The following is a 21,217-nucleotide window of genomic DNA, read 5'->3' on the forward strand; positions in this document are numbered from 1 at the left end:
GGGATCGAACAATTATTGCCAGTAGAGATACATCACAAAGCATTCAAAAGGTGTAATCGTGTTGAAATATACCCAACCCTATTCGAGAATGGTTCTCATGAAGAATAATTTTTCCCGACTCATCGCAGTAACAATTGCAGCCGCTTACGCCCTAGGTGCTTGCAGCACCACAAACAGCAGCACAAAATCAGGTGACGATGCTGAAAAACTTAATGTGACTACCTCTTTCTATCCGCTCACCTACCTTGTAAAAGAAATCGGCGGTAAGCACGTCGAGATTACCGATCTCACTCCGCCAACCGGTTCCGCACATGACGCCGAAATTTCTCCCGCACAAATTGCAAAAATGGAGAAATCAGATGCAGTGTTTTATCTTGCAAATCTTTCTGCAGCAATTGATAAGGCAGTAGAAAACACCGCTGTGAAAAACGCGGTGAATATCGGCGATAGCGTGAACCTGATTAAACAGACTGATATTGCCGCTTTCTCTGAATCACTGCCGGCAGTGGATACAGATTCAGACGACAGCCGCGAACATGACGATCACGATCACGGCAATCACGACGGCAACGATCACGAAGATGCAGACAATCATAATCACGATGGTCATGAAGATGATCATGACCGCGATATTAGCCACGAAGATGACCTGAAATATGATCACGAAAATAAGCGCACACAAGATCATAAACATACAGATCTGCACGATGACCATCACGAAGGTGAGACGCATACCGGCCATGATCACGCTGATCACGACGATGCCGATCACAATCATAATGATGACGACGATGCTCACGAACACAATCACGGAATTTATGATCCGCACTTCTGGACAGATCCGACCCGTCTCGCTCTCGCAGCTCCGGTAATCGCAAAACTCTCGCGAAAATCGACAGCGCCAATAAGTCCGTATACGAAGAAAATGCAACGGCTGCAGCTGATAAACTAAACAGAATCGCAAACGAATTCAAGAACACCCTTTCAGCAAAACAATGCCGCACAAACGCTTTCGTCGTTACACATCTGGCATACGGCTATCTCGCAGCACAGAACAATTTGCGTCAGATTGGTATCGCCAGCTTCGACCCGGATATTGAACCTTCACCGGCCCGGATTAACCAGATTAAGCAAGCTGCTGAAAAATACAATATTGATACTATTTTCGCGACTTCAGATGCAGAAAAAACCGTAGCGAATGCTGTTGCGAACGAAACCGGAACAAAAGTTGAAATCCTTGACCCAGCAGCAACACAACGCGATTCCGAAAAGGATTACATCGAAGTGATGACGGAAAACTTCAAACTGCTCCAAGAGTCCCTCGGCTGCAAATAATTTTCCGGCAAATCAAAATCCCAAACCTTTTCCGGCAACGAATAATACGAAAATGAATTTTCACTGGAAATTCAGCAAAAACTGATATCTTTTAAAAAATCGGTGTGTTGTTTCTTTAACATCTAAAGCACAGCACACCGATTCCGCTATCGATTCCGCTATCCCGAGATTTGAATTCGTTTCGAAAGTTCTGCTATCCCGCACAGATTTACCCGCAAATACAGTTTCACACAGATAACCGCAGACAGCTGCAGATAACCGCAGATAACGCAACCGAAAAGTAAAGTTAAATTATGGCTTCAGATAAACAAATCAAACCGCTTTTACAGGCGCAGAACCTCTGTATTGCAATCGATTCCACCGAAATTCTGCACCGCCTGAATTTTTCAATCTCCAGCGGACAATTCCTGGCTATTCGCGGCGCAAACGGATCAGGGAAAACCACACTGCTGCGTGCAATCTTGAATATGCTTCCAGTAAGCTCTGGAAAACTTGAAATATTTGGGAAAAATGCGGCGCAGCTGAACTCACATGACTGGAAAAAATCGGGTATTCACCGCAGTACGTAACCGCAGCTTCAGCTGTGCCGGCTACCGCGCTCGAAACAGTCGCTTCCGGATTGCTTTTCGGAAACCATCTCTGGAAACCCCGTGATTGGAAAGCCCGCACAATGTTCGCTCTCGAACAAGTTGGACTTGCCTATCGCGCTCACGAATCTTTCCAAACTTTTTCCGGCGGGCAGCAGCAGCGCATTTTAATCGCCCGCGCAATAGTACGGCAGCCGCAGCTGCTGATTCTCGACGAACCATTCGCCGGAGTCGATACCGAATCACGAAATAAAATTGTGGAAATCCTCGCAAAAATGCGTGAAAACAACACTACTGTGATTGCTGTGCTCCACGATATCTATGATTTGGAACCGCTTATTGACACCACATTCTACTTAAAAAACGGAAATATCGAAAAAATTACCGAAACTAAATTCGATCCGATTGTTTGCACGGATAAAACTACCGGGCAAGTTTAAAAAGCTCTCTGTGATAAGCCTCCAAGCAAATACACTTTTCAATATAGACGGAAATCAGAGCACACCTTTCCGGAAAGATTTATCGCCCGGATTAAACTCGCAAATAAACAGAATAGAAAATAAAGGATGCAACGTAATGCTTGCCGAAATGTTTTCCTCAGCACTAATGCAGCGTGCACTAATTATCTCACTGCTGGTTGGTATTTCCGCACCAATTATTGGCACATACCTTGTACAGCGCGGATTAACACTGCTTGGCGACGGTATCGGACACATTGCTTTGACCGGTGTAGCTCTTGGCTGGCTGGCGGGAAATGCTGCCGGTGCGGCAGATAAAGAATCATGGGCTGTGCCGGGAGCGGTTTTCGCGTCGGTTCTGGGAGCATTAATAATCGAATGGATGCGCGAACGCGGAAAAGCATCAGGAGAAGTTGCGTTAGCATTAATTTTTTATGGCGGTATTGCCGGCGGCGTACTTTTAATCGGAATTGCCGGCGGGTCTACTACCAATCTCAACGGCTATCTTTTCGGTTCAATTTCAACAGTTTCGCTGAAAGATATTTGGTTAACAGTATTCCTGACGATTTTTATTCTCCTCACCGGTTTCGGATTAAAGACGGCGCTGTTTACTCTTTGCCATGATCCGCAATATGCCCGTGCAGCCGGATTACCGGTACGGATGCTTTCAATCCTGATTTCAGTAACGGCTGCCTTAACTGTTTCCGTTGCAATGCGGGTAGTCGGCGTACTGCTTGTATCAGCGTTAATGATTATCCCGATCGCTGCTGCGCAAACATTCACAAAATCTTTTAGAAGTACAATGTTTGCCGGAATCTTATTTGGCGCTGCCGTGAGCGTAACCGGGCTAAGTATCACATATTTCAAGCCGTGGGCGCCTGGTGCAACAATCGTGATTCTTGCACTTGCCGGATACTTAATCTTCGCGGTCTGCACTCCGATTATTCGACACATCCGGCAGCGTTTTCATCCGCATCGCATATCAAACGAAATTACACGGTAAAATGAACATTATCGAAATTGTACCAGAGCGGATAAACACAAACTTTCGGCATACTTTATCGCGGTAAGCCCAGTTTTTAGAAATGAGACGATTTGAATGCAGAGAATGACAAGGCAGCGCGCTTCGATTATCGAATTAATGCGAAACAATAATGGTTTCCTCTCTGCGCAAGATGTTTTTGAACAGCTTCGCGATTCCGGAAACGAAGTGGGGCTGGCAACCGTTTACCGCAATTTACAGGCGATGGCGGAGAATCATACCGTAGATGTCCTGCGCCCAGGAGACACAGATACACAACTTTTTCGGTATTGCGCCGAAGATGCACATCATCACCATCTGGTCTGCCGCTGCTGCGGGAAAACCGTAGACTTAGTGGGAAACGAGTTTGAAGATTGGGCAAATGAAACTGCCGCCAAGTACGGCTTTACGCGCGTGTCTCATTCCTTGGAATTGTACGGTCAATGCAAAGAGTGTGTCAATCATGATTCGCGTGCCGACCATAAGTGTTAGTGCAAAAATTCCGTATCCAAATATATTTTCCGGTGCTGCCAGCCGAAAATAAATTCCGCAAAACACAGCAGCTTTCAAATATAACTTCTATAACTTCCGATACAGCAGAAAAGAGGAAAATCATGCATGATTTCGTACTGCGGCTCCCAATCAAACTGAGTCAATTCTTAAAACTTGCAAACTTGGCAGAAAACGGCGCACATGCGAAAGAACTGATTCATAGTGAGTTTGTGCAAGTGAATGGTGAAGTTGAAACTCGTGCGGCGCACCCGCTGAATCATGGAGATAAAGTTACGATTTACGACGGCAGGAATAATCCGGTAACACTTCGTGTGGTATCGGAGTAATCACCAAATTATTCCGTGAATTGAAGCTGCTTCCGGGAGTTTAGCTAACTAAATCTTCTTGCGATATTTGTCCGTCGAAATTCATTTATTTTCGACTGTATCTAATTTAATTTCGATGCTTATTTTTTGTAATAAAGAATATTATTATAAATATTATTGATACACTGCCAAGCACTATTGCAGATGAAAGAATTGAATCAAGCAGTTTCGCTCCAACGAGGAAACTATATAGCAAATCAACAAAAAATTAATAAACATAATTATTGTGGTAATAATGAATGTTTTATAGCAGGTATCTTTTACGATGATTTTTCTTCTTTCATCGCCTTTTTAGCTAAAATTACCCACATCCCAATAGCTAATGCTAATGCGGCAACCAGTATACAAATGAATGTATACAGCACTCCATAATTTAACGTATATGTAGTATCATCAAAAAATCCATTAGTGTCGCCCCTCTTGTTGACTAATAAGTGCAGTATATCAAGATAACCTAAATGTCAAACATGTTTTGATTTTCCATTTACATTAAATAAATCTAGTAATACACTAAATATATAACAACTACCAAAGAAAGAATGTAATCCCTACATCTCTACACGAATACAGGAAGTTAGTCTTATCACATTTTCTACAACCTTAAGTAGGAGGTTTTATCATGTTTAAAAAGTTGTTGTTACTCACGTTGACACTGTTGTTTTGTATGATTCCGATAAATGTTTCTGCTACTGAACATTTGATATCTTCAGCACCTCAAAAATTGGAAGCCGTATTGGTTTCAGATACCGGTGAGACTTTTAATGTTACAGGAGAAAAAATCAATACTTTAACCACCCTTTATAATGCAAATTTATACGATGAAGATGAAAGCGCAACGTATAAATTTACACTATACTCAAATCAGTCCAATTCTCTCACCGCTTCAGAGTATGATGGCTCTAGGTCTGTTGAAGCATTTTTAACAATCAATTATAAAACTCAAAAGACTCCTACCGAATATCTGTTGACTAGTGTTTCTGGTCATTGGAACATACTGGATCAACGTGTTAGTGTTACAAATGCTGAGTTGACTTATGGTTGTTCTGGAGCCACACCATTTCCTACAACACAAATTAAAACGAGAAATGTATCCAATAACTTCTATTATTCTACAGGCTTTTCAAACTACGTTACCCAAATTTACGGTAACATGGGAGCTAACTTAAACCTAGATTTACAAATGGGGTCAGCTCGACGCTGGAATCTCCACGTATCTAATAACTTGTTCTAAAGTGATTTTATTGGTGCTGAATGAGGCGGTGATTATTCTCCGCCTCATTCAATTTATGTAGCATTCATTGATTCACCGGCTGCGCGGCAGTATTTTCAGTGCCCCACAATACAATCCCGCCCAAGAAGCACTTTCAAATCAGATACCAGACCACCTGATTTCTCCACGCTATATTCGCTGGAAAGTTCAATAATTGAAGTTTTCCCTGCCTGCTGTACATGCAAACGCACTGGAGCCGGGCCGCGGTACTGGCTGAGCAGACCTGCTAACTGCCGGATTAAATTCGCAGTGCAAATCCGCTCCGGAAGCTGAATACTAATTGGCGATGTTTCATCAATATCCGTCGGAGGAAGACTTATCTCGCGCGCATTTAGCTGCACTGCACCGTCGCGTACCGACATTCGCGCCTTGATTGCCACTACTGAATCGGGAATAAGTAATTCATGTACATTCTGATAAGTAGCAGGGAATACATTAACTTCAATTGATCCAGTCATGTCTTCAATCACTGCCTGTGCCCATGGGCGGCCGTTTTTCTTTGAAAGCCGGGTAGTTAAAGAGCTGAGCAGCCCGCAAACTGTTACTTCACGGCCGTCGATTTGCTGCTCTTCATCGGAAATTACGGAGAGAATCGAAATATCTGAATTCAAATCAAGCACATGTTCAAGTCCGGAAAGCGGATGATCAGAAACATACAAACCAATCATTTCACGTTCAATATTTAATTTTTGTTTTTTGTCCCATTCTGCAATTTCCGGAACAGTAACATCGAAACCGCCGGAACTTGCATTGCCGGCACCCCCAAATAAATCGAATTGCCCGATTGCTTCATTCTTTTTCAACGAAATCACACCATCGATTGCTTCTTCATATACTGCAAGCAAAGAGCGGCGGGTATGACCGAAAGAATCAAATGCTCCGGCTTTAATCAGACATTCAATTGAACGCTTATTTAATACTTGTAACGGCACCTTGTTGAGGAAGTCCTGGAATGACGTGTAAGCGCCTTTTTCTTCACGTGCCAGAATGATTCCGTCTACCACATTGGATCCAACACTGCGTACTGCTGAAAGTCCGATTCTGATTTCGTCGCCAACAGCCCAATAATTAGCCCGCGATTCATTCACATCCGGCACAAGAACCGGAATATCCATCCGGCGGCATTCACCCAAATAAGCCGCAATCTTATCTTTCTTACCATTGTTCGAAGCGAGGAGACCTGACATGAATTCAGATGGGAAGTGCGCTTTGAGATACGCAGTCTGATACGAAACAAGTGCATACGCTTCCGAATGTGACTTATTGAATGCGTACGATGAAAACGGCACCAAGATTTCCCAAAGAGTATCAATTGAATCTTTTGAGTAACCATTTTTCAGCATGCCAGCTTCAAAAGAAGCAAACTGCTGCTGCAGCACTTCAGCTTTCTTCTTTCCCATCGCTTTCCGCAATACATCTGCCTGGCCGAGTGTAAATCCAGCCAGCTTCTGCGCGATTCGCATCACCTGTTCTTGGAACACAATTAAACCATGCGTATTGCCTAAAATCTCTTCGAGTGCCTGCGCAAGCTCCGGATGAATCGGAGTTTTTTCCTGCAGCCCATTTTTCCGTAATGCATAGTTTGTGTGCGAATTTGCACCCATCGGACCGGGCCGATAGAGTGCTGAAACAGCAGAAATATCATCAAAAGAATCAGCTTTCATCTGCTTTAATAAAGTCCGCATTCCGCCGCCATCAAGCTGGAATACGCCCAAGGTTTCGCCTCGGCCAAGCAGTTCAAACGTCTTTTTATCATCTAACGGCACATTATCAATATCCGGTACTTCTTTGCCGTTCTCAGCAATATTTGCAAGTGCGTCATTAATCATCGTCAAATTGGACAAACCCAGGAAATCCATCTTGATTAAGCCCAATTCTTCACACTGCGGATATTCAAACTGTGTCAGAATAGCTTCATCTTTCTGATTCTTCATCACCGGAATCACATCAGTAAGCGGTACAGATGACATAATCACGGCGCAGGCATGTATCCCGGTCTGCCGTACAAGACCTTCAAGCCCTAAAGCCAAATCGAAAGCTTTTCGTGCTTCCGGATCATTATCGACAAGATTTCGAAATTCGACGGCCTCATTGTATCTCCCATGCGATGTATCGTAAATCGAATTAACCGGGATATCTTTCCCCATCACTGCCGGCGGCATTGCCTTTGTCAGGCGATCACCCAGTTCGAATGGGAATCCTTGTACCCGTGCCGAATCTTTCAGTGCCTGCTTTGCCTTAATCGTGCCGAAAGTGACCACTTGCGACACTTTATCCTTGCCGTACTTTTCTTCAACATATTTGATTACCTCACCGCGGCGGCGATCATCGAAGTCAACGTCAATATCAGGCATTGAAACACGTTCCGGATTCAAAAATCGTTCGAAAAGCAGCTCGTGCTTAATCGGATCAAGCTGGGTGATTCCAAGTGCATACGCCACCATGGATCCAGCGCCGGAACCGCGCCCTGGTCCAACTCGAATCCCGTTTTCACGTGCCCAAGAAATATAATCGGAGACAACCAGGAAATATCCGGGAAAGCCCATTTTCACAATAATTTCGACTTCATAATTTGCTCGTTTTTGCACATGATCCGGAATTTGTTCACCGAATCGGCGGTGCAAACCAACTTGTACTTCACGAATAAACCACGAAGTCTCATCTTCACCGGCAGGTACTGGGAAAGACGGCATATAGTTAATTCCATCTGCCGTAGTCTGAAAACTCACATTGCAGCGTTCAGCAATTAATAAAGTGTTATTGCAGGCTTCTGGAAAATCAGCAAAAAGATTCCGCATCTCTTGCGTGGAGCGCAGATAATATCCTTCACCGTCGAACTTAAAACGATCTGGATCCATCAAAGTTGAACCTGAATTGATACAGAGCATTGCATCTTGAATTCGTGCATCTTCACGTTTCACATAATGCGAATCATTCGTGGCAATAAGCGGAGCACCAATCTTTTTGCTAATGCTACTAAATCTTTTTGCACTCGCCGCTCAATATCAATCCCATGATCCATCAGCTCAACGAAAAAGTTATCTTTTCCAAAAATATCCTGCAGCTCACCGGCAGCACGCAATGCTGCTTCATGCTGGCCAAGACGCAGACGTGTCTGGACTTCTCCGGAAGGACAACCTGCAGTTCCAATCAATCCATCGTGGTAGCGCTCAAGCAAATCACGGTCCATCCGCGGCCATTTACCCATTTGCCCTTCTACAGAAGCAAATGATCCCATGCGGAAAAGATTATGCATCCCAGTATTATTTTCGCTCAAGAGCGTCATGTGTGTGTATGCTCCGCGAGCAGAAACGTCATCTCCGCGCTGATCTTCACTGCCCCATGTGACACGGGTTTTATCAAAACGCGATGTACCGGGAGTCATATATGCTTCAATCCCGATAATCGGCTTCACTCCAGCTTTCTGTGCTGCTTTCCAAAACTCAAAAGCACCGAAAAGATAACCATGATCGGTAATTGCCACAGCAGGTTGGTGCTGTGCAGATACCTCATTCACGAGCTTTGCGATTTTCGCTGCACCGTCAAGCAGCGAATAATCGGTATGTACGTGCAGATGCGCAAATGAATCTTGATTAGCCATGCATCTACTTTAAACCACTGCACCCGAAAAATTTTCTTCCATTTTCTTAGAACGTAATAAAATCAAGGAAAATTAGCAGGACACTAAATTTAAATCACTTTTCTCCGCGCCAGTACATATCCTGATGTGCAATTCCGGCATCGAGATACACTTCGCAGCTGCGTAATTCGTATCCTAAACTTTTATAGAACGGAACTGCCTGTACCTGTGCAGAAATTTCTATCTCCACTTTCCCCGCTGCACTTGCAAATCTCGCGACGGCAATCTCATGCCCGCGCTGCATTAATAAACGTCCGATACCTCTCCCCGAGCCAGGTTCGCAACGGCTACTCTCCCGATATGCACCTGCCCTGGAGCTGCGGGAAGCAACCGAATTGTTCCCACTGGTTTTTCATCCGCTGCAGCCAGCAAATGCACCGTAGTTGGTGCTGAATCTAATGCGTCAATCTCTAAGTCCGCAGGTACCTGCTGTTCAGCAACAAACACCGCTTTCCGAATCTCAAAGCAGTGCTGCAATTGCGAAGGTGTGTGCACTTCAAAAACTTCAACCATGATTCTGCTTCCATCCAATTCTGCTTTTACATCAAAGCAGCAAACTCAAACAAAACATCCCGCATAAAGCAGCAAAGTAGATTCGAAATCTGAAATCAAAGATTTCATATCTCCCAATATTGCGATGTAAAACGGAAAATTCAGCTGATTCAAACTATTTAAGCGATTCCTTCACGCAAACTCGTTAAAGCGTGCTGCAAATCTGCAGGATATTCTGAGCTGAATTCCACATATTTCCCGGTTATTGGATGCGCAAAGCCGAGCCGAACTGCGTGCAGCCACTGCCGTGCAAGGCCAAGCCGGCGCGCCTGCAGCGAATCTGCACCATACATTTCATCTCCGACGCATGGATGCTTAATCGCAGCCATATGCACCCGAATCTGATGTGTTCTTCCAGTCTCAAGATGTATTTCACAGAGCGCAGCCCGCGGCATAACTTCAATTACGTCGTAATGTGTAATCGCATGTTTTCCGCCCTCACGTACGCCCATCTTCCACTCGTGCCGATTATCCCGCCCAATTGGCGCGTCAATCGTGCCGCTCAAAGGATCAGGCAATCCTTGCACTAAAGCATGATAAATCTTCGACACAGTGCGCTCTTTGAACGCCCGCTTCAGCAGCGAATATGCTTGCTCGGACTTCGCAACAACCATACATCCGGTTGTTCCCACATCGAGCCGATGGACAATCCCTTTCCGCTCTGGCGGTCCGGAAGTGGTAAGACGCACTCCCGCAGCCAATAATGCACCGAGAACATTCGGCCCCTCAAAATTAACCGACGCATGGGCAGCCACTCCCACAGGTTTATCGACGACGATAATGTCTGCGTCTTCAAAAATCACTTTCATTCCCGGAACCGGAGTTTCCTGCGGCTGCGGCAATGGCGGCTGCGGAAGATCTGCTTCCAATACGCATTGCGCAGTAATCCGCTGTGCGGCTTTAGTTACCGTACTGCCGTCAATCCGGACTTTTCCGCTATCAATTAACTCACCGCATTTAGTTCGTGAAATCCCGGTGAAACGGGACAGAACTGTATCAATCCGAGTGCCAATAAAATCTTCGGGTACCGGGTATCCCTTTATCGCCATTTATTCGCCTCTCAGCTGTTCGCACCAACTTTTTCCGCAGACAGCACAGCGGTCTCGTTCTTATCGTCCGCATCGCTCTCAAAAAATTGCATCACAATCAGCGTAATGACGCCCAGCACGAGTGCAATATCCGCAATATTGCCGATAAACAGATTCCCGTAGCGAATGAAATCTATCACATGCCCTACCCCAAAGCCGGGATCACGAAAAAGGCGGTCAAGCAGATTCCCAAGTGCACCGGACCAGATTACTGCCAGTACGTATTGATACTTTACTTTCCCCATCCGATACATAAAGTAAGGCATCGCAATCGTAACTACAGCGGCAAAAAGCGTAAAACCCAAGTACTTGCCGCACCAAGTGAAAAAGCGGCTCCGGAATTGAAAATCAGCTTAAAACCCAGCAGACCGCCGAGAATATCAATTGTTCTCCCAGTCCCAAGATAAACCAATGCCAGTTGTTTTGTAAGCTGATCAGCAGCCGTCAAAAACATCACAATAACGACGGAGATAAGCCATGATTTTTGATTAATTTTCACGTCTTTAGGATACCAGCGGTGCACGTCTTTATTTAACCGCACGAGAAAAATTAAATCGATATTACGTCAATATCTCTGCTGGAAACAGATTTCATTATGCAGCTGTCGGCAAAATTATCTCTGTATTAAGTAACTGGTAGCGGGAAGTCAGGTTCGCTACGCAAATTAACGACGGGCATGCCAATACCGCGTAGCTGCTGGAAAGAACTCATTTTTCATTACGCAACCGGTGACAAGATTTTTCTTACGTAACTAGTGGCAGGAAGTAGGAAATTTCACGTAACTAGTGGCAGGAACTCATTTTCGCTGCGTAAGTGATGGCAAGAACTCAAGCTATATTTTTCATCGGCGGAAGCGTTTACGTTTGCAGGTCACAAGCTTGAGATAACGACGGCTCTCCCGTCGTTAATCAAAAGCACGCATTTTGCCACCAGTTACGTTAAAAATACGAATTTCGCCACCAGTTACGTAAGGCAGCGGGCATTACGCCATCACTTACGTGGACTAACAAGCATTTTGCCGCTAGTTACGTGCGCTCGCGCGAACTTTTCCATCAGTTGCGTAAGTCAAAGCAGATTCTGCTGTCGGTTACGTCATCCAACACTTGCTGAATAAAACGAGAATGTGAAGCGTCCTCTTAGCTGGATCCAGTTTATCCGGTTCCAAGCGGTGTTTTTTGCATAATGCTCAGGGTTGATCTATGCAAAAACGCCGCTTTCTGCCCAAACAAACCCCAGTTTCATTGCGGTAAATACAAACGAAAAGGCGAAAGCCGTTAAAATCCATTTTCGATTATCAAACCCGAATAACCCGCATCGAAAACAATATTACTGATAACTTTGAATCCGGCTGCAGAAAAACAAAAAGGGGCATTTGCCAAAACGCTAATGCCCCTTAATGAGTCAAAGAAAGACCTTAAATCTGGTTGTTTGAAGTCTCTACATTCTGCAGCAACGACTCTAAATAGTGCTTCAAACGAGAACGGTAATCCCGCTCAAATTCACGCAGCTCGGAAATCTTACGTTCCATAACTGAACGCTCTTCCTCCAACTTAGTAAGAGTACGATTATGCACTTCCTCAGCTTCAGTGATGATTCTCGTGCGCTCAGACTCAGCTTCGGAAATCATCCGATCAGACTCACTCTTACCATTTGCGATGTATTCGTCGTGGAGACGCTGTGCAAGCGCAAGCACGCCCGCAGCACTCTTTGCCTCATCGCTAACACCTTCATTCGGCATAGAAGTGAATGTAGCGGTCTGATCTGCGGCAGTTGGTTCTTGGTGTACTGGTGCCGGAATTGCTTCACCAGCTGCATGTTCAAGCTCAAGAACGCGCACCTGAGCACCTTTAAGCTGCGATTCAAGATCCGCCTTATCCTTAGTAAGCTGCGCAATAGTCTCAGCAACCTGGTCTAGGAAGAAATCGACTTCATCTTGGTCGTATCCTTCTTCGACACGCTTCGGTTCTTTAAAGCGCATATTTACAACATCGTGTTCCGTCAGCAATGCCATATCTGTTCCTCATTTACTATGATGACTTGCTCTGAAGCGCACTTTCACATTTGCCACTCCAGTACAAAATGTTTACATGCTCTTTCTTACCATATTCAAGCTTCTCATCGCTACATAATCGTTATTATTAGGAGAGATTTCGCGCTTAAATCTAACAAATATCCAATTTTCAGTTAAATCAATCAGCACTTCCGCCCGATACGAGCAAAAAATTTAAGAAAAATTCCGAAAGTTATAATCCGCTGCAAAAGCTTTATTCCAAAGAAAAGTACTAAGAATCCTACATCAAAAGCGATTGCGCCAATACGTATCGGCGGAATGTATCTTCCTAAAAGCGCAGCGGAGGATCTGTCGCACGGTACACAAAGTTGGCGAGCACCAAAATCATGCCTTTCGGCTCCCAGCTGCGGGAAAAACTTGCACCAAGTCGAAAATTATCCGGGAAAAGAGCACAAAAGTATAAAGCTCGAGAATCCAATAAAAAATCAAAAAAACGAACTCATAACTCCAGATCCACCACCCGATTAGTTTTACGAAAGCAGAAAGACCAACGATAACACATAATAGACAAACTACAGCATCTGACGCGAAGAATGCACGCAGCGCAATAGCGCTTTCGCAAGCCGAACCGCAGCTGCTGCAAACACACAGATACCATAGATACCACAGATTAATGCAGAAAATACCGCAAATTCGCGAAGTAAAAACTAGTACTCCGCAGCAGCAGAATTAATCAGCGGGTGAAATCGTGATCCGTATCCTTTCCCTGCGATTCAAGCTTCACATGATGCGGAGTGAGCAAAAACACGTCTTCAGAAATCCGTGAAAATGCACCCTCAAGCCCGAAACATAACCCAAGTGCGAAATCAACAATTCGTGCCCGCTCAACATTATCTGCTTCACTCAGATTCAGAATCACTGGTGTACCCGAACGGAATTCTTCAGCGAAATCACGAATATCACGGTAAGATCCGACCCACAATGTGACAATACGCGAAATTTCCGCGGCAGCTACTGAATGCAGCTGACCGACCGGCGCTTCTTCATATTCCGCAATCTCTTGATTCTCAGTGTAGCCGTCAAACTCAGACTCGTCATATTCATATTCGTCTTCGAAAGCTGCTGCTTTCTGGTTCAAGCGGTCTAGAAAACCCATAAGAACTCCTTAATTTATTGCTTCTACCACGCTAGCGAAGGTTTGGTATTTGTAGAGTGATTTTCTTGGTGTGTCTTATTTTCTCTGAACACAAGTCACGTAAATCCGGAACTGAAATTCACAGTTACGGATTATCAAAATCCGAAGACCCGCGGCTCTGATTAGCTCAGCAACTGAAAATCAGAGCCGCAGATATCAAATTCGGCAGATTCTATCCTTCGGAGAAATAAACTTGTTTTCTATTTCGCAACAGGTTCATTCCTCATAAGAAAGCAAAAATCTGGAATATCAATCGACGGACGAGCCGGTTTCTCATACCGCCGCTCGCTGTGCGCCGGGTATTCAGCAGCTGCTTCCGTTTCAATATTTTTCGCATATGGAGCTACCGGAGTAGCGACGGAACCATTTACTATTGGCCGTGCTGCAACACGTTCCGGCACTCCTCCAGCTAAATCAGATTCATCTAATGTCGGGATTGTTCCATGTGTGTTTGCTGCAGCTGGTACAGCCGGCATTGAATGTTTTGCATCTTCCGGAGCAAGATAATCTTCAGATTCGTCAAAGCCAGCTGCAATCACTGTTACCCGCAATTCGTCGCCAAGAGATTCATCAATAACCAAACCGACAATAATATTTGCATTCGGATCGACAGCTTCTTTCACCATCTGGGAGGCTTCTGCAAACTCGCGCAAACTCAAATCGGTGGAAGCAGTAAATGCAAGCAATACACCGTGCGCCCCATTAATCCGTGCTTCCAACAGCGGCGAAGAAATCGCATTCTCGGTCGCTTTCAGTGAACGTTCCGGACCTGTTGCCGTCCCGATACCCATTAGCGCGGTACCGGCGTCTTTCATAATCGCTTTCACATCAGCGAAATCGAGATTTACTTCTCCCGGCTTCGTAATTAAATCGGAAATGCCTTTCACTCCGGAATGAAGCACTTCATCGGCCATCCGAAAGGCTTCAATTACGCCTAGTTCCGCATTTGAAATTTCAAGTAACCGATCATTTGGAATCACAATGAGTGTATCAACTGCTGCACGAAGTTCTGCGATACCAGAATTTGCATTGCGGGTTCGCTGCGGACCTTCGAAACCAAACGGACGTGTGACCACACCGACAGTTAACGCACCAGATTCGCGGGCAATTCTTGCAACTACCGGAGCTGCTCCCGTACCAGTGCCGCCGCCTTCACCTGCTGTTACAAAAACCATATCTGCTGCGCCGATTGCATCTCGAATCAATTCGAGGTTTTCTTCCGCAGCACGACGGCCGACCGTCGGGTCAGCACCTGCTCCGAGACCATTCGACACATCCCGACCAATATCAAGTTTCGTATCAGCTTCAGACTTTGCAAGCGACTGGTTATCAGTATTCACTGCAATGAATTCCACACCGGCAAGACCATCTTCAATCATTCGATCGACAGCATTAACACCGCCGCCGCCAACTCCAATTACCTTAATGTCAGCTGCATTATTGAAAGCTTCCATAAAACTACCCTTTTAATTTTCAAAAACCTCAAGCAGAACTTGAAGTTTTTCGGCTTTAATCTCGGGCAAAAGGTAATGTGTATTGAGCTAAATTTCGAGGATTTCGACGGCGTGTTGAAAAAATCTTCGCAAGTAAAATTAATTTTCAGAATTTTCAGAAAAATAATTTGGTGCGAATACCGCAAACACACTTCGAAAATATGATTCCGCAGCACTATTTCCACCGGAAATCAGGCAGCAGATAAGCTTATATCCGGAAAATCTGCAGCAGCGTGCAGCAGATAACGATTTCAACTCGCAACTGGTGCCTCAGGCATTGAGATATCAAAATGTTTCTTGTCTTTTTCCATCATCAGCACCTTGAGAATTTTGGCTTTCATCTCATTTTTCTCGGAAATGCCCCAGTTTACAGTAATACCGTTTTTTAAATGAAACATGAATTGCCCAGAAGCACTATAATCCACCTGCGCAATCTGATTTTTTACCTCAGCATCAATCGCTTTCAGCAGGGCGAGTGTCAGCTCTACAACCTTTTCTTGTTTCTTTCCCGCTGGAATCGCACCCAACCGCACTATTTCGGTAAGATCTTTCGGATCAGCTTTCATGACTTGTCCGCGAAAATTCAGCGCCGTGCAGGTATCTCCCTGGGGAACACAGAAAATTGGTTTTGCGGGCTGTAAAACCACGTTTACCGGAGCAAAAATGAAATTTCAAGGTTTGCTGCAGCCACTTCCGGAATCTGCGAAATTTCTGCCGGCAAACCAGAATGGCGTAAAAACAGCAATGGTTCGCCATCATATTTTGCAAGCACTTTTTTAACCTGTGATTCACTAATAATCGACGGTGCCTGAGTTCCCGTAATATTCACTTTCGCTGCATTAAAACGGGCGAATGGAGCAAAAAGAATCAGCCAAACAAGTCCGCAAAGCGCAGCGATAACTCCCGCCCCAATCGCATAACGCCGTAATACAACCCGGCGCCGTTCACTTTTCTTCTCTGCAAGACGCGCCGCAAGTGAAATTGCTGATTCTCCTGCTGTCTCACGGTATTTTTGCTTTTTTAAAGCGCGGTGAGATTTATTAAATTCTGGTTTCCGGGTGAGAATCTTTTTTGTATGAAGCTCACTAACCCATTTTTCAGTTTTGCACCGCGGAAACCAGCAAGCCGGGAATCATTGGCATTATCTGCGAGCTGCTGCATTTCATTTGTCAGCTGTGAAGCAACTGCAGTTGGGGATGCTTCCAAAGAATCAGATTCACCCGAAATTGGCTTATTTTCCGCAGCTTCAGATTTACCGAATTTGCGTGGATTCACCGCCCGAAGCTTCGCCAAAAAGTATGTCCCGGTTTCGGCTGATCCGAATCAGCTGCTAAATCAGCAGTTCCTGCAGTTAACGCAGCAGATTCATCAGCTTTCAGACTCCGTTGACTGCCCGAAAACTCTGCCGTCGGCACAGAATCTTCAGAGTGCGGAAAAAATCGCCGTGCAGAAATCTCACCTCCGGCGGAAAATTCTTCCGGGCTTATCTCAACCGACTGCTCTAATCTGCGCGGATGAGGTTTTCGCGGCTGCTTGGGTTCGCGCATTCAGTATGCTCCTCGCTCAAGTTCTTGCGCGATAATAGTTCCAAGTTTTGTCACATCACCTGCGCCCATAGTAATGATAAAATCACCGCAATGAGTTCCCTGCACAATTTTCTGAGCAGACTCTTCCATATCCGCAATGAATAATGAACCTGGCAGGAGTTCGGCAATCACGTCACCATCATCACCGTCATCAGGCGTCTCACGTGCAGCATATGCCGAAGTAATTATCACGCGGTCAGCAAGTGAAAGTGCCTGCGCAAATTCGCGTTTAAAATTCGTCGTCCGCGAATAGAGGTGCGGCTGGAAAAGCACATGAACTTTTCCTGCGCAAAGTTCCTTTGCTGTAGTAAGCGCAGCGAAAACTTCGGTTGGATGATGCGCATAGTCGTCAATTACGGTAATTCCATCCACTGCTGCACGTACTTCAAAACGGCGTGCAGTGCCGCGGAATTCTGCCAGTCCTTTGGCCATATTTTCTCCGTCTGCCCCCGATTCAATCCCCGCAAGCAGTGCGCCAACGCTATTTAAAAGCATATGTTTTCCTGGAACCTGCAATGAAAGTTTTATTTTCTGATTTTGCTGCTCCCCAATAATCTCAACGTCACCGCAGTTTTCGGAACTGCGGTTCGCAGCGGAATGCGTCAGTTTCGCATGGCATTCACTAAAGTCCGGTTTCTCACCAGTGCCGTAAGTATGCACACGAATCCCCGCATTTGCTGCATTTTCAGCGAGAAGCAGCGAACCAGGATGATCAGCACAGCAAATCAGCAGCCCTCCGGGAATTATACAGTGTGCAAAATCCAAGAATGCCTGCATAAAATTTTCTTTGCTCCCATAATGATCCAGGTGGTCGGGTTCCACATTAGTGACCAAAGCGATCCGCGGACGATAATTCAAGAATGAACCGTCGGATTCATCCGCCTCTGCCACAATCATTTTCCCATTACCAAAGTGTCCGCCTGAAGATCCGTCTGCAAGCCCTCCGCCAATTGCGCGCGACGGATCAAGACCCAAATAATCAAACGCCACCGCAATCATCGCACTGGCGGAAGTCTTTCCGTGAGCACCAGCGACGGCAATAAAATCTTTCGTACCAGATGCTAATGTAAGCGCTTGTGAACGGTGAATAATTTTTTGTCCCCGCTCCTGGGCAATCAGCAATTCCGGATTATCTGGTTTGATTGCCGACGAATACACAATTACCGAATCAGCTGGAACATTTTCTGCTGCATGTCCGAGATATGTTTTAATTCCGAGAGCAGAAAGATGCGCAGTGTATTCGGAGCTGCTGCGATCAGATCCGGTAATCTGGTGCCCTTCAGCAAACAACAGTTCGGCTACCACTGACATCCCAGCTCCGCCGATTCCAATCAAATGAAACTTCATCTCAATACTTCTCCATAAAATAGTTAGTAAACTGCCGAAATAATCATTAACCGCAGCCGGAAGAAAATACTTTACCGGCAAGAATCAAAACTGGCTTCGGATAAAAGAATAATGCTACTGCAAAATAACCGCAGCAAGTTGAGCTGCTGCATCGATTCGTGCCGCTGCACGCGCTTTCGACGCCATCGCTGTTAACTTTTCCAAAGCTAACAGCGGAAGCACTTTTTCCCGCAAAACATCAGTATTGAACTCGTTGTCTGGAATCAGAATTGCCCCGCCGGCTTCAACCAAATCTTTTGCATTTAGCGCCTGCTCGCCATTGCCAACCGCCAGCGGCACAAACACAGCCGGAATCCCTAATGCAGAAACTTCGCAGACCATACCTGCACCTGCACGGGTAATCACCAAATCTGCGAATGAATAAATTTCATCGATATTTGCAGCGTACTCAAGCACTTGATACGTTCCCCGCACCTGCGCTGTCTGTGCTTGAACTTCATCAATTTTGCCCTTTCCGCAAATGTGCAGCACCTGAAAACCAGAATCGAGAATTTCCTGAGCACATTGTGCAACCACTTCATTAATGTGCTGCGCGCCAAGCGAACCGCCGGTAACTACCAGAATCGGCAGATCCGAATCTAAACCATACTTTTGCGCATTTTGGTTCCGGATTTGCGGATTCTTTTTCATAAGGGCAAGCTCGCTGATCTGTTTGCGCAGCGGCAGACCTGTCACAACCGTCTCTCCGTGCTTTGCCCGCAATGGAGTATTTTTGAAAGAAAGCGCGACGGTATTTGCCATCCGCGCCCCGAATTTGTTTGCCATACCTGGAAGCGCATTACCCTCGTGCACCACGATTTTCAGATTCCGTTTTTTGCTGCTGCATAAACTGGTGTGGAAACATAACCTCCAAAACCAACAACAGTATCTGCTTGAACCTGCGCAAGAATCTCACCGGCTTGTTTTACTGCTTTCCGAAATCGGAAGAAAAATTTCAATGCCGCCATGTTTGGGCGGCGCGGAAACGGGACCCGCTCAATAGTACGCAGCTCGAATCCTGCAGCCGGAACAAGTTCTTGTTCCAAACCTTTTCTGTACCGACTATTGTCACCGCAGCTGCTGAATCATTCCGAGAAATCGCATCTGCTGTTGCAAGAAGCGGATTCACATGCCCGGCCGTCCCGCCGCCGGCTAATACAATTGAACGATGCTGTGTGTAGTTTACATTCATAATTATCCTTATTCTTCGGTAGTTTTCAGGAGTGCCTTGGAACGTGATACGAGACGCGGGCTGATCTGAAAATTCTCTTTACCCCGGCACTCCGCGGGCTGCACTTACTACCACGCCAATCATCATCAAGTTTGCCATAATCGCTGAACCGCCTTGCGAGATAAAAGGCAGCGGCACACCAAATACCGGAAGCAGCCCAACCACCACCATCATGTTTAGAAAAGCCTGGCCGCAAATCCACAATCCAGCTCCAGCAGTCAGCAGCTGTCCGAAACGAGATGGGATATTCAATGTAAGCTGCAGAAAGCTCCACGCTAAGGCGAGGAAAAGCAGCAGCACAATCATCGTCCCAATAAAACCAATCTCTTCACCGATGACGGCAAAAATAAAGTCTGTGTGTGCTTCACTTAAGGAAAGCCACTTTTCTTTACCAGCTCCCACACCAAGACCAGTTATCCCGCCGCTGCCGAAAGCAAATTGTGCAAAATCAGATTGTGTTGGCGCATGCGTATCGGGAAGATTCCAGAGGTTATTTAGGTACGATGCGACACGGGCGAGACGCGAAGGTGCAATCGCAACAAAAATTCCGGCAAGTACCGTCGCAAATAATGCGCCGATCCCAAAAACAGCTGCTCCTAATCCAGCAAGCCAAGCCAAACCCGCACCAATCATCAGCATAATCAGCGCAGTACCCATATCTCCCGGTAAAATAACTGTACCGACAGCGAATATTATTCCGGTGATTGCTGGAAAAAAGGACCGAAAATCGCGGCTTTCACGCCCGGAAATTAACGCAAACATGTGCGCAAGCCAAACAATCATCGCTAATTTCAAAAACTCGGAAGGCTGAATTTGTACTGCACCAATTCCGATCCAGTTCCGGTTACCTGCAACTTCCTTACCGGCAATAATTACCGCAAACTGCAGCAGCAGTCCCAGCCCGAAGAACCAATATGAGAGCCGTTCAAGAGCCACATATTCGAAGCGTGAAAGCACCAGTGCAAATAAAATCCCGGCAATCGCAAATATCAAATGCCTAATTGCCACCGAAAATAACGGCACGCTGCTGCCGTGAATATCCAGCGCACGGATTGACGCAGCGGAGGTTGCCGAAAATACCATCAAAATACCAAGTGCAAGCAAAATAGATGTACACGCAAGCATTAAAATCAGGGCGCTATTTACTGCATCACGGCGTGTCGGCTGCACCTGATCCATTTCCGCCGCACGCGGGAATCGCTCCTCAGACAGGCTTGCAAAAACCGGAAACTGCTTCTGTTCCCGCCGCTGCCAAGAATCGCCGATACGGTTTTTGAAATGATGAAAATCTTGCTCACGCATATTATTCACCCGCTGTGCTCTGCACATTTTTCCTGTCAGTATTCACAAATTCCAAAGCGCCGTCTGCTGCAGTCAATCGGGCAGCGTCTTGAAATTTCAAACCGCGGTCAGCGTAGGAAGAAAATTGATCGAATGACGCACATGCCGGAGCAAGAAGCACCACGGCACCGGATTTCGCCACCTC

The 21,217-nt window shown here is 45.8% G+C and carries 21 protein-coding genes and 4 pseudogenes; 8 read left to right on the plus strand and 17 right to left on the minus strand.

All coding sequences use genetic code 11. The features are described 5' to 3' along the window. Positions 1-97: 97 nt before the first annotated feature. From RQN30_RS02445 to RQN30_RS02480, 8 genes and pseudogenes are all read left to right on the plus strand, one after another. Positions 98-1,335, plus strand: a pseudogene (locus RQN30_RS02445) (metal ABC transporter substrate-binding protein). 293 nt (positions 1,336-1,628) lie between these two features. After that, entirely contained in the window at positions 1,629-1,904 is a 276-nt protein-coding gene (locus tag RQN30_RS02450; RefSeq protein ID WP_353061113.1) for an ATP-binding cassette domain-containing protein, read from the plus strand. Between the two features lie 14 nt (positions 1,905-1,918). Further along, complete coding sequence (locus tag RQN30_RS02455; RefSeq protein WP_353061114.1) at positions 1,919-2,362, plus strand: ATP-binding cassette domain-containing protein; 444 nt, start codon at positions 1,919-1,921, stop codon at positions 2,360-2,362. 136 nt (positions 2,363-2,498) lie between these two features. Further along, positions 2,499-3,383: a metal ABC transporter permease gene (locus RQN30_RS02460; RefSeq protein ID WP_353061115.1), complete on the plus strand. Its 885-nt coding sequence runs from the start codon at positions 2,499-2,501 to the stop codon at positions 3,381-3,383. A 105-nt stretch (positions 3,384-3,488) separates the two neighbouring features. Continuing rightward, on the plus strand, positions 3,489-3,893 hold the full coding sequence (locus RQN30_RS02465) for a transcriptional repressor (protein WP_353061116.1): 405 nt from the start codon (positions 3,489-3,491) through the stop codon (positions 3,891-3,893). A 122-nt stretch (positions 3,894-4,015) separates the two neighbouring features. Beyond that, positions 4,016-4,240: an RNA-binding S4 domain-containing protein gene (locus RQN30_RS02470; RefSeq protein ID WP_353061117.1), complete on the plus strand. Its 225-nt coding sequence runs from the start codon at positions 4,016-4,018 to the stop codon at positions 4,238-4,240. Positions 4,241-4,423: 183 nt separating this feature from the next. Then, positions 4,424-4,651 (plus strand): hypothetical protein, encoded by a 228-nt coding sequence (locus RQN30_RS02475; protein WP_353061118.1) that lies wholly within the window; start codon positions 4,424-4,426, stop codon positions 4,649-4,651. A gap of 247 nt (positions 4,652-4,898) precedes the next feature. After that, the gene (locus RQN30_RS02480; protein ID WP_353061119.1) at positions 4,899-5,510 is read left to right on the plus strand and encodes a hypothetical protein; all 612 of its coding nucleotides are present in this window, start codon (positions 4,899-4,901) and stop codon (positions 5,508-5,510) included. Positions 5,511-5,605: 95 nt separating this feature from the next. Here RQN30_RS02480 and dnaE read toward each other — a convergent pair. The 17 genes and pseudogenes from dnaE to RQN30_RS02565 all read right to left on the minus strand — a co-directional run bounded on the left by dnaE (position 5,606) and on the right by RQN30_RS02565 (position 21,214). Further along, positions 5,606-9,150: pseudogene (dnaE, locus tag RQN30_RS02485) on the minus strand (DNA polymerase III subunit alpha). Between the two features lie 94 nt (positions 9,151-9,244). Next, positions 9,245-9,433: a GNAT family N-acetyltransferase gene (locus RQN30_RS02490; protein ID WP_353061120.1), complete on the minus strand. Its 189-nt coding sequence runs from the start codon at positions 9,431-9,433 to the stop codon at positions 9,245-9,247. Further along, positions 9,433-9,702, minus strand: coding sequence for a GNAT family N-acetyltransferase (locus RQN30_RS02495; RefSeq protein WP_353061121.1), 270 nt, complete (start codon positions 9,700-9,702; stop codon positions 9,433-9,435). Before RQN30_RS02495 ends, RQN30_RS02490 begins: the two co-directional genes overlap by 1 nt. 158 nt (positions 9,703-9,860) lie before the next feature. Then, complete coding sequence (locus RQN30_RS02500) at positions 9,861-10,790, minus strand: RluA family pseudouridine synthase (RefSeq protein ID WP_353061122.1); 930 nt, start codon at positions 10,788-10,790, stop codon at positions 9,861-9,863. Between the two features lie 11 nt (positions 10,791-10,801). Beyond that, positions 10,802-11,283: pseudogene (lspA, locus tag RQN30_RS02505) on the minus strand (signal peptidase II). A gap of 960 nt (positions 11,284-12,243) precedes the next feature. Next, on the minus strand, positions 12,244-12,840 hold the full coding sequence (locus RQN30_RS02510; protein WP_353061123.1) for a DivIVA domain-containing protein: 597 nt from the start codon (positions 12,838-12,840) through the stop codon (positions 12,244-12,246). A gap of 733 nt (positions 12,841-13,573) precedes the next feature. After that, the gene (locus RQN30_RS02515; RefSeq protein WP_353061124.1) at positions 13,574-13,996 is read right to left on the minus strand and encodes a cell division protein SepF; all 423 of its coding nucleotides are present in this window, start codon (positions 13,994-13,996) and stop codon (positions 13,574-13,576) included. A gap of 239 nt (positions 13,997-14,235) precedes the next feature. Continuing rightward, on the minus strand, positions 14,236-15,489 hold the full coding sequence (gene ftsZ / locus RQN30_RS02520; protein ID WP_353061125.1) for a cell division protein FtsZ: 1,254 nt from the start codon (positions 15,487-15,489) through the stop codon (positions 14,236-14,238). 290 nt (positions 15,490-15,779) lie between these two features. Beyond that, positions 15,780-16,175, minus strand: a complete 396-nt coding sequence (locus RQN30_RS02525; protein WP_353061126.1) for a cell division protein FtsQ/DivIB — start codon at positions 16,173-16,175, stop codon at positions 15,780-15,782. 2 nt (positions 16,176-16,177) lie between these two features. Then, positions 16,178-16,357, minus strand: a complete 180-nt coding sequence (locus tag RQN30_RS02530) for a hypothetical protein (protein ID WP_353061127.1) — start codon at positions 16,355-16,357, stop codon at positions 16,178-16,180. A gap of 191 nt (positions 16,358-16,548) precedes the next feature. Further along, positions 16,549-16,803 carry a hypothetical protein gene (locus RQN30_RS02535; RefSeq protein ID WP_353061128.1) on the minus strand — a complete coding sequence of 85 codons (255 nt, stop codon included), beginning with the start codon at positions 16,801-16,803 and terminating at the stop codon, positions 16,549-16,551. Further along, positions 16,800-17,075, minus strand: coding sequence for a hypothetical protein (locus RQN30_RS02540; protein WP_353061129.1), 276 nt, complete (start codon positions 17,073-17,075; stop codon positions 16,800-16,802). The genes RQN30_RS02535 and RQN30_RS02540 overlap by 4 nt, the downstream gene beginning before the upstream one ends. After that, positions 17,076-18,461 carry a UDP-N-acetylmuramate--L-alanine ligase gene (gene murC, locus RQN30_RS02545; RefSeq protein ID WP_353061130.1) on the minus strand — a complete coding sequence of 462 codons (1,386 nt, stop codon included), beginning with the start codon at positions 18,459-18,461 and terminating at the stop codon, positions 17,076-17,078. 114 nt (positions 18,462-18,575) lie between these two features. Further along, positions 18,576-19,316: a glycosyltransferase gene (locus RQN30_RS02550; protein WP_353061131.1), complete on the minus strand. Its 741-nt coding sequence runs from the start codon at positions 19,314-19,316 to the stop codon at positions 18,576-18,578. Positions 19,317-19,321: 5 nt separating this feature from the next. Next, positions 19,322-19,692, minus strand: a pseudogene (locus RQN30_RS02555) (UDP-N-acetylglucosamine--N-acetylmuramyl-(pentapeptide) pyrophosphoryl-undecaprenol N-acetylglucosamine transferase). 78 nt (positions 19,693-19,770) lie between these two features. Then, complete coding sequence (locus RQN30_RS02560; RefSeq protein ID WP_353061132.1) at positions 19,771-21,033, minus strand: FtsW/RodA/SpoVE family cell cycle protein; 1,263 nt, start codon at positions 21,031-21,033, stop codon at positions 19,771-19,773. A gap of 1 nt (position 21,034) precedes the next feature. After that, positions 21,035-21,214, minus strand: a complete 180-nt coding sequence (locus RQN30_RS02565) for a hypothetical protein (protein ID WP_353061133.1) — start codon at positions 21,212-21,214, stop codon at positions 21,035-21,037. Positions 21,215-21,217 lie beyond the last annotated feature (3 nt).

Source organism: Arcanobacterium hippocoleae (assembly GCF_040360365.1).
Lineage (GTDB): Bacteria > Actinomycetota > Actinomycetes > Actinomycetales > Actinomycetaceae > Arcanobacterium_A > Arcanobacterium_A hippocoleae_A.

Excerpts from the sequence above, each read along its gene's own strand:
- RQN30_RS02450 (WP_353061113.1), top strand. The coding sequence starts at position 1,629 with ATGGCTTCAGATAAACAAATCAAACCGCTTTTACAGGCGCAGAACCTC.
- RQN30_RS02460 (WP_353061115.1), top strand. The coding sequence starts at position 2,499 with ATGCTTGCCGAAATGTTTTCCTCAGCACTAATGCAGCGTGCACTAATT.
- RQN30_RS02465 (WP_353061116.1), top strand. The coding sequence starts at position 3,489 with ATGACAAGGCAGCGCGCTTCGATTATCGAATTAATGCGAAACAATAAT.
- RQN30_RS02470 (WP_353061117.1), top strand. The coding sequence starts at position 4,016 with ATGCATGATTTCGTACTGCGGCTCCCAATCAAACTGAGTCAATTCTTA.
- RQN30_RS02475 (WP_353061118.1), top strand. The coding sequence starts at position 4,424 with ATGAAAGAATTGAATCAAGCAGTTTCGCTCCAACGAGGAAACTATATA.
- RQN30_RS02480 (WP_353061119.1), top strand. The coding sequence starts at position 4,899 with ATGTTTAAAAAGTTGTTGTTACTCACGTTGACACTGTTGTTTTGTATG.
- RQN30_RS02490 (WP_353061120.1), bottom strand. The coding sequence starts at position 9,433 with ATGCAGCGCGGGCATGAGATTGCCGTCGCGAGATTTGCAAGTGCAGCG.
- RQN30_RS02495 (WP_353061121.1), bottom strand. The coding sequence starts at position 9,702 with ATGGTTGAAGTTTTTGAAGTGCACACACCTTCGCAATTGCAGCACTGC.
- RQN30_RS02500 (WP_353061122.1), bottom strand. The coding sequence starts at position 10,790 with ATGGCGATAAAGGGATACCCGGTACCCGAAGATTTTATTGGCACTCGG.
- RQN30_RS02510 (WP_353061123.1), bottom strand. The coding sequence starts at position 12,840 with ATGGCATTGCTGACGGAACACGATGTTGTAAATATGCGCTTTAAAGAA.
- RQN30_RS02515 (WP_353061124.1), bottom strand. The coding sequence starts at position 13,996 with ATGGGTTTTCTAGACCGCTTGAACCAGAAAGCAGCAGCTTTCGAAGAC.
- ftsZ (WP_353061125.1), bottom strand. The coding sequence starts at position 15,489 with ATGGAAGCTTTCAATAATGCAGCTGACATTAAGGTAATTGGAGTTGGC.
- RQN30_RS02540 (WP_353061129.1), bottom strand. The coding sequence starts at position 17,075 with ATGCGCGAACCCAAGCAGCCGCGAAAACCTCATCCGCGCAGATTAGAG.
- murC (WP_353061130.1), bottom strand. The coding sequence starts at position 18,461 with ATGAAGTTTCATTTGATTGGAATCGGCGGAGCTGGGATGTCAGTGGTA.
- RQN30_RS02560 (WP_353061132.1), bottom strand. The coding sequence starts at position 21,033 with ATGCGTGAGCAAGATTTTCATCATTTCAAAAACCGTATCGGCGATTCT.